The organism is Chenggangzhangella methanolivorans (assembly GCF_042648545.1).
Lineage (GTDB): Bacteria > Pseudomonadota > Alphaproteobacteria > Rhizobiales > Methylopilaceae > Methylopila > Methylopila methanolivorans.
Window position 1 is genome coordinate 91,402 of the sequence record NZ_JBHRXS010000015.1, and the last position, 12,979, is coordinate 104,380.

16 protein-coding genes are annotated in these 12,979 nt (G+C 70.2%); 12 read left to right on the forward strand and 4 right to left on the reverse strand.

Annotated features, from left to right (window positions below; genetic code table 11):
* The first annotated feature begins 88 nt into the window (after positions 1–88).
* From ACFOWB_RS21285 to ACFOWB_RS21320, 8 genes are all read left to right on the forward strand, one after another.
* Complete coding sequence (locus ACFOWB_RS21285) at positions 89–835, forward strand: SDR family oxidoreductase (protein ID WP_378149202.1); 747 nt, start codon at positions 89–91, stop codon at positions 833–835.
* Between the two features lie 182 nt (positions 836–1,017).
* Positions 1,018–2,991: an excinuclease ABC subunit UvrC gene (gene uvrC / locus ACFOWB_RS21290; protein ID WP_261402266.1), complete on the forward strand. Its 1,974-nt coding sequence runs from the start codon at positions 1,018–1,020 to the stop codon at positions 2,989–2,991.
* A gap of 72 nt (positions 2,992–3,063) precedes the next feature.
* Positions 3,064–4,002: a LysR family transcriptional regulator gene (locus ACFOWB_RS21295; RefSeq protein WP_261402265.1), complete on the forward strand. Its 939-nt coding sequence runs from the start codon at positions 3,064–3,066 to the stop codon at positions 4,000–4,002.
* Positions 4,003–4,069: 67 nt separating this feature from the next.
* Positions 4,070–5,059 carry a zinc-dependent alcohol dehydrogenase family protein gene (locus ACFOWB_RS21300; RefSeq protein ID WP_261402264.1) on the forward strand — a complete coding sequence of 330 codons (990 nt, stop codon included), beginning with the start codon at positions 4,070–4,072 and terminating at the stop codon, positions 5,057–5,059.
* 149 nt (positions 5,060–5,208) lie between these two features.
* Positions 5,209–5,850 (forward strand): CDP-diacylglycerol--glycerol-3-phosphate 3-phosphatidyltransferase, encoded by a 642-nt coding sequence (gene pgsA / locus ACFOWB_RS21305; RefSeq protein ID WP_378149205.1) that lies wholly within the window; start codon positions 5,209–5,211, stop codon positions 5,848–5,850.
* Positions 5,847–6,098 carry a molybdopterin converting factor subunit 1 gene (gene moaD / locus ACFOWB_RS21310; protein ID WP_261402263.1) on the forward strand — a complete coding sequence of 84 codons (252 nt, stop codon included), beginning with the start codon at positions 5,847–5,849 and terminating at the stop codon, positions 6,096–6,098. Before pgsA ends, moaD begins: the two co-directional genes overlap by 4 nt.
* 7 nt (positions 6,099–6,105) lie before the next feature.
* Entirely contained in the window at positions 6,106–6,564 is a 459-nt protein-coding gene (locus tag ACFOWB_RS21315) for a molybdenum cofactor biosynthesis protein MoaE (protein ID WP_378149208.1), read from the forward strand.
* A 123-nt stretch (positions 6,565–6,687) separates the two neighbouring features.
* Positions 6,688–7,332, forward strand: a complete 645-nt coding sequence (locus tag ACFOWB_RS21320; RefSeq protein WP_378149210.1) for a hypothetical protein — start codon at positions 6,688–6,690, stop codon at positions 7,330–7,332.
* Positions 7,333–7,335: 3 nt separating this feature from the next.
* On the opposite strand, the gene ACFOWB_RS21325 is transcribed toward ACFOWB_RS21320, so the two are convergent.
* The gene (locus ACFOWB_RS21325; protein WP_261402260.1) at positions 7,336–8,277 is read right to left on the reverse strand and encodes a cation diffusion facilitator family transporter; all 942 of its coding nucleotides are present in this window, start codon (positions 8,275–8,277) and stop codon (positions 7,336–7,338) included.
* 164 nt (positions 8,278–8,441) lie between these two features.
* Here ACFOWB_RS21325 and ACFOWB_RS21330 point away from each other — a divergent pair, with 164 nt between their 5' ends.
* Positions 8,442–8,837, forward strand: coding sequence for a hypothetical protein (locus ACFOWB_RS21330; protein WP_261402259.1), 396 nt, complete (start codon positions 8,442–8,444; stop codon positions 8,835–8,837).
* A gap of 128 nt (positions 8,838–8,965) precedes the next feature.
* Here the strand turns inward: ACFOWB_RS21330 and ypfJ are convergent, their stop codons facing one another.
* On the reverse strand, positions 8,966–9,868 hold the full coding sequence (ypfJ, locus tag ACFOWB_RS21335) for a KPN_02809 family neutral zinc metallopeptidase (RefSeq protein ID WP_261402258.1): 903 nt from the start codon (positions 9,866–9,868) through the stop codon (positions 8,966–8,968).
* Between the two features lie 182 nt (positions 9,869–10,050).
* On the opposite strand from ypfJ, the gene ACFOWB_RS21340 reads away from it, so the two are divergent.
* Positions 10,051–10,557, forward strand: a complete 507-nt coding sequence (locus ACFOWB_RS21340) for a DUF3617 domain-containing protein (RefSeq protein WP_378149213.1) — start codon at positions 10,051–10,053, stop codon at positions 10,555–10,557.
* 70 nt (positions 10,558–10,627) lie between these two features.
* On the opposite strand, the gene ACFOWB_RS21345 is transcribed toward ACFOWB_RS21340, so the two are convergent.
* On the reverse strand, positions 10,628–10,810 hold the full coding sequence (locus ACFOWB_RS21345; RefSeq protein WP_378149215.1) for a hypothetical protein: 183 nt from the start codon (positions 10,808–10,810) through the stop codon (positions 10,628–10,630).
* A 183-nt stretch (positions 10,811–10,993) separates the two neighbouring features.
* Here ACFOWB_RS21345 and ACFOWB_RS21350 point away from each other — a divergent pair, with 183 nt between their 5' ends.
* Positions 10,994–11,422 carry an FKBP-type peptidyl-prolyl cis-trans isomerase gene (locus ACFOWB_RS21350; RefSeq protein WP_378149217.1) on the forward strand — a complete coding sequence of 143 codons (429 nt, stop codon included), beginning with the start codon at positions 10,994–10,996 and terminating at the stop codon, positions 11,420–11,422.
* 43 nt (positions 11,423–11,465) lie between these two features.
* Here ACFOWB_RS21350 and ACFOWB_RS21355 read toward each other — a convergent pair whose 3' ends face one another.
* Positions 11,466–11,798: a carboxymuconolactone decarboxylase family protein gene (locus tag ACFOWB_RS21355; RefSeq protein ID WP_378149219.1), complete on the reverse strand. Its 333-nt coding sequence runs from the start codon at positions 11,796–11,798 to the stop codon at positions 11,466–11,468.
* A gap of 471 nt (positions 11,799–12,269) precedes the next feature.
* Here ACFOWB_RS21355 and ACFOWB_RS21360 point away from each other — a divergent pair, with 471 nt between their 5' ends.
* Complete coding sequence (locus ACFOWB_RS21360) at positions 12,270–12,836, forward strand: TetR/AcrR family transcriptional regulator (RefSeq protein ID WP_261402256.1); 567 nt, start codon at positions 12,270–12,272, stop codon at positions 12,834–12,836.
* Positions 12,837–12,979: the final 143 nt, after the last annotated feature.

Consider the following 12,979-nt stretch of genomic DNA (forward strand, 5'->3'; position numbering starts at 1 on the left):
CGCGTATAAGCCCGGCCATGCGCAGGACAGGTCGGACGTCGATGAAGCGACAGAGCAACGGGGCGGCGGCGCGCCCCGGAACGTTTTCGTGAGCGGCGCGGCTCTCGTCACCGGCGCCGGCAGGCGCATCGGCGCCGCGATCGCGCGACGGCTTGCGGCGGCGGGCTACGCCGTCGCGCTGCACTGCCGATCCTCGCGCGGCGACGCAGGCGCGCTGGCCGAAGAGATCCGCGCGGCCGGCGGACGCGCCGAGACCTTCGCCGAGGACCTGTGCGATCCCGCGGCTCCCGCGCGGCTCGTCTCGGCGGCTGTCGCGGCGCTTGGTCCTCTGTCGGCGCTCGTCAATTGCGCGTCGTCCTTCGAGGAGGACGCGGTCGGGTCGCTCGACGCGGATCTGTGGGACCGGCAGATGGCGCTGAACTTGCGCGCGCCGGTGTTCCTCGCCGAAGCCTTCGCGGCGCAGGCGCCCGAGGGCCTCGATCCGTGCGTGGTCAACATCGTCGACCAGCGCGTGCTGAAGCTCACGCCGCGCGCGATCTCCTACACGCTGTCGAAATCCGCGCTCCTGACCGCGACCACCACGCTCGCCCAGGCGCTCGCGCCGAAGGTACGGGTCGTCGCGGTCGGGCCGGGGCCGACCCTGCCGAACCCGCGCCAGTCGCAGGACCAGTTCGCCGCGCAGGCCGCCGCGACCCCGATGGGCCGCGGCCCGAGCCCGGAGGACATCGCCGACGCGGCGCTGTATCTCCTCGGCGCGCGCAGCGTCACCGGGGCCATGATCCCGGTGGACGCCGGCCAGCATCTCGCCTGGCGCACAGCCGACGCCATCGACTGAACAAGCCGGCGACGATAGTGCGTGCTTCGAGACGCCTGCTTCGCAGGCTCCTCAGCATGACGAGGAAGTCGGCTCCTCAGCGGTCCTCATGCTGAGGAGCTTGGCGCAAGCCGAACGTCTCGAAGCGCGCAGTTCCCTTTCCGCCCTCGCGGCGCGGCCTCGCCACGACTAGATTCGTTTCAATGACCGAACAGGACCGCCCTCCCCTCGAGCCCGACGACGACATCGTCGAGGAGCGCGAGATCGAGACCGCCGAGGCCGAGCTCGACGCCGCGCCCGAGAGCCTCAAGCGCGGCGCGGAGGTCATCAAGGCGCAGCTCCGCCACCTGCCGAACGGGCCGGGCGTCTACCGGATGTTCGACGGCAAGGGCGAGGTTCTCTACGTCGGCAAGGCGCGCTCGCTGAAGAAGCGCGTCGCCAACTACGCGCGCGGCGTCGGGCACAACACCCGCATCTCGCGGATGATCGCCGAGACCTGCTCGATGGAGTTCGTCTCCACCGAGACCGAGACCGAGGCGCTGCTGCTCGAGGCCAACCTCATCAAGCGGCTGCGGCCCCGCTACAACGTGCTGATGCGGGACGACAAGTCGTTCCCCTACATCCTGATCGCGATGGACCACGCGGCGCCGCAGATCGCCAAGCACCGCGGCGCGCGCAACCGCAAGGGCGACTACTTCGGGCCCTTCGCGTCCGCCGGGGCGGTCGGGCGCACGATCGACGCGCTGGAGCGCGCGTTCCTGCTCCGTTCCTGCGCCGACAGCTATTACGAGCGCCGGACGCGCCCGTGCCTGCTCCACCAGATAAAGCGCTGCTCGGCCCCCTGCACCGGCGAGATCTCGATCGATGACTACGGATTGCTGGTCGACGAGGCGCGCGACTTCCTCACCGGCAAGTCCGACCGGGTGAAGCGCGAGCTGAACGAGGCGATGGCGAGCGCTTCCAAAGCGCTCGATTTCGAGCGCGCCGCCGTCTATCGCGACCGCATCGCGGCGCTCGCGGCCATCCAGTCGAGCCAGGGCGTGAACCCGCGCGACGTCGAGGAGGCCGACGTCTTCGCCATCCACGCCGAGGGCGGGCAGACCTGCATCGAGGCGTTCTTCTTCCGCGCCTACCAGAACTGGGGCGCGCGCGCCTACTTCCCGAAGGCCGACCGCAGCATGGAGCCGCGCGAGGTGCTGGGCTCGTTTCTCGCGCAGTTCTACGACGCCGAGGAGGCGCCGCGCCTCGTGCTGCTTTCCGAGGACGTCGAGGACCGCGCGCTGCTTTCGGAGGCGCTGACCATCAAGACCGGCCGCAAGGTCGAGGTCGCGGTCCCCATGCGCGGCGAGAAGCGCGAGCTAGTGGTCCGCGCCCACGACAACGCCCGCGAGGCGCTCGGCCGCCGGCTCGCCGAGACCTCGACCCAGACGCGGCTGCTGGCGGGGGTGGCCGAGGCCTTCGGACTGCCCTCGCCGCCCGCCCGCATCGAGGTCTACGACAACAGCCACATTATGGGGACGGCGGCGGTCGGCGGAATGATCGTGGCCGGGCCGGAGGGGTTCTCGAAGAACCACTATCGCAAGTTCAACATCCGCCCCGAGGAGCTTTCCGCCGGCGACGACACCGCGATGATGCGGCAGGTGCTGCGACGCCGGTTCCAGCGGCTGCAGAAGGAATCGCCCAAAGACGAGAACGGCAAGGCGCCCGACAACGCCCCGCCCTGGCCCGACCTCGTGCTGATCGACGGCGGACAGGGGCAGCTCACCGCCGCGCGCGAGACGCTGGCCGAGCTCGGGCTCGACGCCCAGGTGCCGCTTGTCGGGGTAGCGAAAGGCGTCGACCGCGAGGCCGGGCGCGAGACCTTCTTCATGGCCGGCAAGACGCCGTTCCGCCTGCCGCCGAAGGACCCGGTCCTCTACTATCTGCAACGCCTGCGCGACGAGGCCCACCGCTTCGCCATCGGCTTCCACCGCGCCAAGCGCTCGAAGGAGTTCGTGGCGAACCCGCTCGACGAGATCGAGGGCATCGGCCCGTCGCGCAAACGCGCTCTGCTCGCCCATTTCGGAACCGCCAAGGCGGTGGCGCGGGCCGGGCTGTCGGACCTCGAAAAGGCGCCCGGGGTCAGCAAGACGGTGGCGAAGGCGGTCTACGACCATTTTCACGACGGCAAAGGCTAAGAGCGCCTCGCTTTGCTCGACCACGCCACGAGGCTCAGCTATCACGGGCCCTCTCGTGAGTTGGGCTCACCGATGCCGGCGCATAATTTTCCCGAGCTCGCCGCTTTCGTCGCAATCGCCCGGCGCCGCAGTTTTCGCCGGGCCGCGGTCGAGCTCGGCGTCTCGCCCTCGGCCGTAAGCCACTCGCTGCGGCAGCTCGAGGACCGGCTCTCACTCAAGCTCGTCAACCGGACGACGCGCAGCGTCGCGCTGACCGAGGCCGGCCAGCGGCTGTTCGAAAGCCTCGGCCCCGCCTTCGACGGCATCGACGCGGCGATCGAGGACCTCAACCAGTTCCGCGACGCCCCCCGCGGGACGCTGCGCATCAACGCGCCGCGTCAGGCCATGCGGCTCGCGGTCGGCGAGGTGATCGCCGACTTCGTCCGCCTCCATCCCGGCATGCGGATCGAGGTCGCCGGCAGCGACCAGCTCGACGACGTGGTGGCGGCCGGATTCGACGCCGGCGTGCGGCACGGGGAGCTGATCGCCGAAGACATGATCGCGACGCCGATCGGCCCGTGGCTCGGCTACGCCGCCTACGCCGCGCCCGGCTATCTCGCGGAAAATCCGCCGCCGCTCCATCCGGCGGACCTCAAGGGCCACTCCTGCGTCGCCTATCGCTTCCCGAGCGGAAAGCCGTTCCTGTGGCGGTTCCGGCGCGACGGCGCGCCGATCGAGGTCGAGCCGGCCGCGACGCTCACCTTCGACGACATGGACCTCGTGCTCGACGCCACGCTCGCGGGCGCGGGCGTCGGCTACATGTTCGAGGCGCAGGGCCGCGCCCATGTCGCGGCCGGCCGGCTCGTCGAGATCCTGCCCGACTGGCGCACCGGCCCGATCCGCTTCTTCCTCTATTATCCCGGCCGCGCGAACCTCTCCTTCGGCATGCGCGCCTTCATCGACTTCGTGAAGCGGCGCAGCCGCGCGATTGATGAGCCCGCCTCACCTCCCCAAGCAGTTTTGAACGCATAGTCGCGCAATCGCCGCCAGCTTACCTCACGTCGCACCGCAACTGACGACCGACACGAGGAGCCCAGCCATGAGCCGCGTCATCCGCTTCCACGAAATCGGCGAGCCCGAGGTTCTCAAGATCGAGGACGTAGAGGTTCCGGACCCGAAGGCCGGCGAGATCCGGATCGAGACCAAGGCGCTCGGCCTCAACCGCGCCGAGGTGATGTTCCGCACCGGGACCTATGTGAGCGACCCGGTCTTTCCGGCGCTCAACGGCTACGAGGCGTCGGGGGTCGTCGAGAAGCTCGGCCCCGGCGTCGAGGGGTTCGCGATCGGCGACAAGGTCAGCGTCGTGCCCTGCTTCACGCTGGGCGAATTCGGCCTCCACGGCGAACTCGTCAACGCGCCGGCCTTCGGCGTGGTGAAGCACCCGGAGAACCTCAGCTGGGAAGAGGCCGCCGCCACCTGGATGATGTTCGTCACCGCCTATGGCGCGCTCGTGGACATCGCGGACGTCAAGGCCGGCGACGTCGTGCTGATCCGCGCCGCCTCCTCGAGCGTCGGCCTCGCGGCGATCCAGATCGCCAACATGCTGGGCGCGGTCCCGGTGGCGCTGACGCGCGGCGGCGCCAAGCGCGACGCCCTCATCGCCGCCGGCGCGAAGCACGTCATCGCCACCGAAGAGCAGGACCTCGTCGCCGAGGTCGCGACGATCACCGGCGGCAAGGGCGCGCGGGTCGCGTTCGATCCGGTGGGCGGGCCGGAGGTCGCCAAGATCCTCGACAGCCTCTCGACCTTCGGGATCTTCTTCCAGTACGGCGCGCTCGACGTCCGCGACGTGCCGGTCTCGGTGATGGCGCTGCTCGGCAAGATGCTGACGATCCGCGGCTACCAGCTTCACGAGGTGACGCAGAACCCCGAGCGTCTCGAAAAGGCCAAGGCCTTCGTGGTCGAGGGACTGGCGTCGGGCGCGCTGAAGCCTGCGATCGCCAGGAGCTTCCGTTTCGACGACATCGTCGAGGCCTACCGCTTCATGGAGTCGAACCAGCAGGTCGGCAAGATCGTGGTGACGATGTAGCGCCGCCGCGATCGGGGCGCGGTCCGGCGCGGCGCCGGATCACGCCCCGGTCGCCCCGGACGCGTGTCTCCGGTTGACGCGGCGCCCGCCCGCATGGTGACGTCGAGCGGAATTGATCGTCGCCGGCCCGAAGACTGCGCAGTCCCGACATGAGCACCGAAAGCCACTTCGAACCGGCCCCCGCGCGCAGGGCAAGCCGCGTGGCCAATCCCTCGCGCGACCACGCGCTGAGCCTTCCGAACCTCCTGACCTATGGCCGCATCGCCATCGTGCCGATGGTCTGCGCCTGTCTCTTCGTCGGCGGCGACACCGCCCGGTGGCTCGCGCTCGCGCTCTTCACCGTCGCGGCCGTGACCGACTTCCTCGACGGTTATCTCGCCCGCATCTGGGGCCAGTCCTCCCCGCTCGGGCGGATGCTCGATCCGATCGCCGACAAGCTGCTGGTCTCGGCCTGCCTGCTGATGCTCTGCGCCATCAACACCATCACGGGCTGGTCGCTCTGGGCCGCGGTGGTGATCCTGTGCCGCGAGGTGCTGGTCTCGGGCCTTCGCGAGTTCCTCGCGGAGCTGCGCGTCTCGGTGCCGGTGACCAAGCTCGCCAAGTGGAAGACGACCGCGCAGCTCGTTTCGCTCGGCTTCTTGCTCGCAGGCCCCGCCGGCGACCAGGTGCTGCCGCACAACACCGAGATCGGCCTCGCTTTGCTGTGGTTCTCGGCGATCCTTACGCTTTACACCGGCTATGACTATTTCCGGGCGGGACTGCGGTTCGTGCTCGAGGATCCGGCCGAATGAAACTGATGTATTTCGCCTGGGTGCGCGAGCGCGTCGGGCGCGCCGACGAGGAGGCGGAGCTTCCCGCAGGCGTCGGCACGGTGGCCGAACTCATCGACTGGCTGCGCGCGCGCGGCCCCAACTACGCCCACGCCTTCGAGGCCGGCCCCTCGATCCGCGCAGCGATCGACCGCCGCCACGTGAAGGCCGACGCGTCGCTCGCCGGCGCCCGCGAGATCGCGTTCTTCCCGCCGATGACGGGCGGCTGAGCCGGCGATGGTCGTCCGCCTTCAGGAAGAGCCCTTCGACCTCGGCGACGAGGCCGCGCGCCTGACGCTCGGCCGCGCCGACGTCGGAGCTGTCGTGACGTTTTCGGGACTTTGCCGCGACCGGGCCGACTCGGGCGCCCGGCTGGTGGCGCTGACGCTCGAGCATTATCCGGGCATGACCGAAGAAGAGCTCGGCCGCATCGAGCAGGAGGCGCGCCAGCGCTTCGGCCTTGCGGATTCGCTCGTTCTCCACCGCTACGGCCGCATCCTGCCGGGCGAGCCGATCGTGCTGGTGGCGACCGTCGCGTCCCACCGCCGCGCGGCCTTCGAGGCGGCGGAGTTCCTGATGGACTATCTCAAGACCTCGGCGCCCTTCTGGAAGCGCGAGGAGACCGCCGAGGGCGCCGCGTGGGTCGCGGCCAAGGGCTCGGACGACGACGCCGCGGCGCGCTGGACGGCGGGCTGAGAGGCCGCGCCTCTCCCGGGACAAGCCCTTGCTTAACCTTCGTTAACGCGCATGGTTAAGCGGCGTTAACCATAACGAAAAATGAACGTCGCCTGGGGCCTCGGGCCGCCCTACGATCGCTTTATGAGTAGAGCCCCATCGTTCCGCGCGAGCACCGCCCTGATCGTCACGGGTTTCGCCGTGATCGCGGGCGTGATCGCGTTCGGGCTCGGCCACGACCTCTGGCGTCCGATCCCCGGAATGGCTCCGCAGGTCTCCTGGCTGATGCCGGAGACGACGCCGGTGCGGCTAGCGGCGCTCAAGGGCGCCGGCATGCCCGAAACGGCCGCGCTCTACGCCCTCATCGTCGCGCTGTGCTGGGGGCTCATCGGCGCGCTGGTCGCCGGCGGTTTCGCCTGGGGCGTCATGAACAAGGGCGCGACGGTGCTCGGCGTCGACAAGGCGCTCGGCTATCTCACCGCGCTCGCCTTCCTCTACGGCGTCTCGACCGGGCTCGAGGTCCTGCTCCATCTCGTCAAGATCACGCCGCGCGGGGGGCTGCACGCCATTCCGGGCCTCTGGTTCTGCGCCATGATCCCAAGCGCCGCGATTCTGTCGCGGATCGGCGCGCTCATCGCCCACGACGCCGGCGCGCTGATCGCGATCGCGCTTGCGGGCGAGCCGCGCCGCCTCGCCGAGCTCGTCGCCTCCGCCGAAGAGGTCCGCGGCGCAAAAAGCCTCGAGGCCCGCCTCGCCCGTCGCCTGGCGGCGCGCCGTCCGGAAGTCTGAGCCTCAGGCCGTCGCGAGCTGCGGCGTTCGCCCCGCGGCCGGCGTCTGGATCGGCCGCAGGAAGATCCGCGTGATTTCCGGATGCGCGGCCTCGATCGCGGCGGTGAGTTCGCGCACGGCCACCTCGGCCGCCGCCCCGTCGAGATCGTCGCGCAAGTCGAGCGAGGCCGCGAGCAGCACCTCGGTCGGTCCAAGATGCATGGTCAGCGCCTCCTGCACCGAGACGACCCGAGCGTCCGCTCCCAGGATGCGCCGAACGTCGGCCCGCACCTCCGGCGAGGCGCTTTCGCCGGTGATCAGGCTCAGCGTCTCCCGCGCGAGGAAGATCGCGACCAGCACGAGCAGCACGCCGATGGCGATCGACGCGAGCGCGTCGAAGGCCGGCGCCTCAAGAAGATAGGCGAGCCCGACGCCGACGAGCGCGATCACGAGGCCGACCAGCGCGGCGGCGTCCTCGCACAGCACCGCGAAAACATTGGGATCCTTGCTTCGGCGGATCGCCGCGAACGTCGTGCCCTTGGCGTCGACCGCGCGAAGCTCCTTGAGCGCGACGCTGAACGAATAGGCCTCGAGCGCGATCGAGACGCCGAGCACGGCGAAATTGATCCACGGATCGTGCATCTCTTCGGGGGCCCAGAGCTTGCGCCAACCCTGGTGGATCGAGACGGCGCCGCCGAGCGCGAAGATCAGCAGCGCCACCACGAAAGCCCAGAAATAGACCTCCATGCCGTGGCCGAAGGGATGGTCGACGTCGGCCGGTCGCGCCGCCCGCTTCAGCCCGAGCAGCAACAGGCCCTGGTTCGCGGTGTCGACCAGGGAGTGGACCGCCTCCGAAAGCATCGCGCTCGAACCGGTCCAGGCGGCCGCTGCGAACTTCGCGACGGCGATGCCGAGATTGGCCGCAAGAGCCGCATAGATCACCGCCTTCGAGCCCTTGGCCGCCATTCGTCGTCTCCGGTGGGATGAGCGATCGGCCAAGGCCGCGCATGAGGGAGACATAGCGCTCGATCACGCGATCGCGAGCCCTGCGTGAGCCGACGCGCCTCTGGACGCGCCGCGCCTGCGCGCCAAACCCTGTGTCCCTTTCACGGCCGCCGGAGACCCCACGCATGCCCCTGCCCGTCCTGAAGGTTCCGTCGAAGCGCGAGGCCGAGCGCTACGCCACCGGCCTCGGCTTCGCCCAGCTCGCGCTCGCGGCCTTCGAGCTCGCGCGACCCGGGGCGCTCGCGAAGTCGGTGGGCCTGCGGGAGAACCACACCTTCCTGAAGGGTTTCGGCGCGCGCGAGATGGCGACCGGCGCCGGGCTGTTCGGCTGGCGGCGCGGGCGCGGCCGGTCGATGTGGATCTGGGCGCGGGTCGCGGGCGACGCCATGGACCTCTGGACGCTCGCGCCCGCGCTTACGCGAGCGAACCCGAAGCGCAACGCCGCGATCGCCGCCGTCGCGATCGTCGGCGCGGTGACGATCATCGACATTCTCTGCGCCAGGGCGCTGGACGAGAGGTAGCGCCGTTCTTGTCCCGGGCTTGAGCCGGGACCCAGAACCGAGGCGGCTGCAGCTAAGAGCGGCGAACATCCCGAAAACTGGGACACGCCGTCGGTTCTGGGTCCCGGGTCAAGCCCGGGACAAGAGCGTCAGAGGCGCGCCTTGAAGGTGTCGCAGCGGCGCATGTCGCCGCTCTGCAGGCCGGTCTTGAACCACTGGGTGCGCTGCGCCGACGAGCCGTGGGTGAAGCTGTCCGGCACCACCTCGCCGCCCGAGCGCCGCTGCAGCTTGTCGTCGCCGATCTCGCTCGCGGCCTTCAGCGCGCCCTCGACGTCGCCCTGTTCGAGAATGTTGAACTTGGCGTCGGCGCGCGCGGCCCAGACGCCCGCGAGGCAATCGGCCTGAAGCTCGATCCGGACCGAGATCGCGTTCGACTCCTCCTCCGAACGCGCCCGCTCGCGCGCCCCTTGCGCGCTGTCCATCACGCCGATGAGGTTCTGCACGTGGTGGCCGATCTCATGCGCGATGACATAGGCGCGCGCGAAGTCGCCGGGCGCGCGGAACTTCTGGGTGAGCTCGTCGAAGAACTCGGTGTCGAGATAGACTCGGCGGTCGCCCGGACAGTAAAACGGTCCCATGGCCGAGACCGCCCGCCCGCAGGCCGAGCGCGTCTGGCCGCTGAAGAGCGTGAGCCGCGGCGCCTCGTAGCGCTTGCCCTGCTCGCGGAAGATCTCGGTCCAGACGTCCTCGGTCTGGGCGAGCACCGCGCGCACGAACTCGCCCTGGCGCTGCTCGGCCTGGCTGAGCTCGCGCCGCTGCCCCTGCGGCCGGTCCTGCTGCTCGTAGCCGCCGCCCCCGCCGCCCTGGACCGCGTCGATGCCGGCGAGGATCAGTCGCGGATCGACGCCGAGCGCCCAGGAGACGAGGCCGACGACGATGAGGCCGCCGATGCCGAGGCCGCCTCCGCCGCCGGGGAAGCGGAAGCCGCCGCCGCCGCCCTCGCCGCGCACGTCGTCGACATTGTCGCTCCGGCGAAAATCGTCCCAGCGCATCGCGCATCCCCTGACAAGGCGGTTCGGCCCCTTGTCACGAGCAGATAGCGCGCCCGTGAGGGTTCGGAAACGCGCAGCGCGCGGCGGGCGTCCAAAATCCCATTGCCGTGCGACGCGCGGCGCTCCAGCTTCAGGCGATGCGGCGCGGCCGCAGAAGATTCGCACCCGAGGGCTTACTCGCCATGACGCCGACCGCCGGACTCCGGACCGCGCTCGCAGCAGCGCTCCTGATGGCCGCGCCGGGCCTCGCGTCCGCCGACATCTCGTCCGTGCCGAAGCGCGCGCCCGGCCTCTGGGAGACGATGACCATCACGGACGCCGGGCGCACCGGCGCGAAAGAGTGCATCGACGCCGCGACCGACCGGCTGGTGCTGCAGCTGACCTCGGTGCTGACGTGCAAGAACAACGACTTCAAGCGCACCGCCGACGGCTATGCGGCCGGCGCGGTGTGCTCGTCGGGCGGTCTCTCGGTCGACAACAAGGTGACCGTCACCGGCGACTTCGAGACTTACGCGCGCGCCCAGGCCCTCACCACCATGCGCAGCGACGGCGGCGACGCGGGCCTCAACCGCACGTTTTCGACCGCGATCGAGACCCGCCGCCTCGGCGATTGCGAGCCCGGCCAGATCCCCGGCGACCTCATCCTGCCGAACGGCAAGACGGTGCACGTCAACCCTTCGCGGCGCTAGGAACCAGAGCGCAGTCGTCAACGCGCCGCGCCGTCGGCCCCTCCCCGCAAGGGCGAGGGGGACGCCCTGCTCACCGCGCCCCGTCGCGGGCCTCTTCGGCGTAGAGCCGGCGCGTCGCCTCGTCGGAAGCGGCGCGCTCCTCGTCGGTGAGCTCGCGCTCGCGCACCATGGACAGCGCGAGCCCGCCGCCGAGCATGATCACGCCGGCCACTGCGCTGAGAATCCAGAAAATTTCGCCTCCGCCGTCCATCATGGATCGAACTCCGCTTGAGCGTTTACGCGCGGCGGACGAATCGAGCGCGCCGGCCGCTGAAGCCGAGCTATTGATCGGATGTGACCCGCGAAGGGCGCCAAGACGGCGGGAAGGCCGCTATAAGGCGGCCGGAACGCGGGGCCGCCGATCGGCTCCAAGGCACGCTAAGGAAGGATCAGACGCATGAGTCTTATGGTCGCGCTCACCACGCTCGGGGGCCTCGCGCTCGCCATGGCGGTGACGCCCGCCGCGGCGGTCGAGACGAAGGCCGGCCCGGGCGGCCTCAAATATCAGGACACGGTCGTCGGCTCGGGCGCCGAGGCCAAGGCCGGCCAGCAGGTCGAGGTGCACTACACCGGCTATCTCGACGACGGCGGCAAAAAGGGGACGAAGTTCGACAGCTCCGTCGACCGCGGCGACCCGTTCTCGTTCCGCCTCGGCGCCGGCATGGTGATCCAGGGCTGGGACAAGGGTTTTGAGGGCATGAAGGTCGGCGGCAAGCGCACGCTGATCATCCCGCCGGAGATGGGCTACGGCGCGCGCGGCGCCGGCGGCGTCATCCCGCCGAACGCCACGCTGATCTTCGACGTCGAGCTGCTCGGCGTGAAGTGAGTTCTGGCCCGCCGGCCGCGCGTCGCGGCCGGCGGGCGCGCTTTCAGGACTTGTCGAACGCGTCGAGCGTGCGGGCCGAATAGACCAGCGCCGCGCCCGCGTTGAGCGCGATCGCGACGCCGAGCGCCTCGACGAGCTCCTCCTTGCTCGCCCCGGCCTTGCGGGCGGCCTCGGAATGGACCGCGATGCAGCCGTCGCAGCGCGTGGTCACCGCCACCGCGAGCGCGATCAGCTCCCGGGTCTTGGCGTCCAGAACCTTTCCGGCGGTCGCCGCCGCCGCCAGCGTGTCGTGCCCCTTCATCACGTCGGGACTGAGCTTCGCCAGCTCGCCGAGCCGGCCGCCGAGGGCGTCGCGATAACCGTTCCAGTCAAACATACGTATCCTCCCAAATTCACCAACCTACTAGTAGGGTGCACGATGGGCGGATCAAGGACGCGGGCGGCCGGAGCGAGCGGATCGAGGCGGGCGTGAAGGAGATGCTCCGGGACCTCGCCGGCGTGCGGGCGTGGGATCAGGCGTCAGCTTGGGATGACGCCGAGTGCGTGCTTCGAGACGCCTGCTGACGCAGGCTCCTCAGCATGAGGGAGGTTTAGAAGACGCCAATCTCCCACGCCCCTCATGCTGAGGAGTCGACCGGAGGTCGGCGTCTCGAAGCACGCAGTTCGGCAAAGCAAAGCGCTCTCGAAGGAAGGAGGCCGGCGTGAACGACATGCCCCTTCCGAACCCTTCGGACGCCGCCCGCGCGCCGCCGCCGGCGTCCCCCGGCTTGCCGGCCGAACTCACTCATCGCCGCCCCCTCGCCTGGACGCGCGTTGACGGGGCCCTGCTGCGCCGGATACTTCGCCGATGTCCCTGAAGACCCGAGACCGATTGCTGATCGAGGCCGAGAGGCTGGTGCGCCGCCTCGGCTACGCCGGCTTCAGCTACGCCGATCTCGCGGCCGAGGTCGGGATCACCAAGGCGAGCATCCATCACCACTTTCCGTCCAAGGAGGCGATGGGGCTGGCGCTCGTGGCGGCCTATGACGAGCGCTACGACGCCGCGATGGCCAAGATCCTTGAGGCTCACGCCGACGCGCCCGCGCGCATCGACGCCTATGCGGCGCTCTATCTGAAGGGGCTGGAGGACGACCTTGGCTGCCTCTGCGCCGCGCTCGCGGTCGAGGTCGCGGCGCTGCCTGCGGCCTTCCGGACGGCGCTTTCGGCGTTCTTCGCCAAGCATGTCGAGTGGCTGGCGGCGGTCATCGCCGAGGGACAGGCGGCGGGAGACTTGCGTCCGGGCGTCGGCAGCCAAGCGCTCGCCCGCCAGATCATCGCGACGCTCGAAGGCGCGCTGCTGATGGAGCGGGTGTTCGGCCGGGCCGGCGGGTTCCGCGACACGCTCGCGGCGCTGCGGGCGAGCGTGGCGGCCTGAAGGGGCGGCGCGCCAAGTTCAGTTCGTCATGCCCCGGCTTGTCCGGGGCATCCACGTCTCCACGCCACGACGCCCTACGACATGGCGTGGATCCCCCGGACAAGCCGGGGGATGACGAGCGGGGTGACGGTCGCGCCCAACTC

Bases quoted from the DNA above. Each gene is read 5' to 3' on its own strand.
- pgsA (WP_378149205.1), top strand. From the start codon at position 5,209: ATGAGCACCGAAAGCCACTTCGAACCGGCCCCCGCGCGCAGGGCAAGC.
- ACFOWB_RS21340 (WP_378149213.1), top strand. From the start codon at position 10,051: ATGACGCCGACCGCCGGACTCCGGACCGCGCTCGCAGCAGCGCTCCTG.
- ACFOWB_RS21360 (WP_261402256.1), top strand. From the start codon at position 12,270: ATGTCCCTGAAGACCCGAGACCGATTGCTGATCGAGGCCGAGAGGCTG.
- ACFOWB_RS21295 (WP_261402265.1), top strand. From the start codon at position 3,064: ATGCCGGCGCATAATTTTCCCGAGCTCGCCGCTTTCGTCGCAATCGCC.
- ACFOWB_RS21350 (WP_378149217.1), top strand. From the start codon at position 10,994: ATGAGTCTTATGGTCGCGCTCACCACGCTCGGGGGCCTCGCGCTCGCC.
- ACFOWB_RS21320 (WP_378149210.1), top strand. From the start codon at position 6,688: ATGAGTAGAGCCCCATCGTTCCGCGCGAGCACCGCCCTGATCGTCACG.
- uvrC (WP_261402266.1), top strand. From the start codon at position 1,018: ATGACCGAACAGGACCGCCCTCCCCTCGAGCCCGACGACGACATCGTC.
- ACFOWB_RS21325 (WP_261402260.1), bottom strand. From the start codon at position 8,277: ATGGCGGCCAAGGGCTCGAAGGCGGTGATCTATGCGGCTCTTGCGGCC.
- ACFOWB_RS21330 (WP_261402259.1), top strand. From the start codon at position 8,442: ATGCCCCTGCCCGTCCTGAAGGTTCCGTCGAAGCGCGAGGCCGAGCGC.
- moaD (WP_261402263.1), top strand. From the start codon at position 5,847: ATGAAACTGATGTATTTCGCCTGGGTGCGCGAGCGCGTCGGGCGCGCC.
- ACFOWB_RS21315 (WP_378149208.1), top strand. From the start codon at position 6,106: ATGGTCGTCCGCCTTCAGGAAGAGCCCTTCGACCTCGGCGACGAGGCC.
- ACFOWB_RS21345 (WP_378149215.1), bottom strand. From the start codon at position 10,810: ATGATGGACGGCGGAGGCGAAATTTTCTGGATTCTCAGCGCAGTGGCC.
- ACFOWB_RS21300 (WP_261402264.1), top strand. From the start codon at position 4,070: ATGAGCCGCGTCATCCGCTTCCACGAAATCGGCGAGCCCGAGGTTCTC.
- ACFOWB_RS21355 (WP_378149219.1), bottom strand. From the start codon at position 11,798: ATGTTTGACTGGAACGGTTATCGCGACGCCCTCGGCGGCCGGCTCGGC.
- ypfJ (WP_261402258.1), bottom strand. From the start codon at position 9,868: ATGCGCTGGGACGATTTTCGCCGGAGCGACAATGTCGACGACGTGCGC.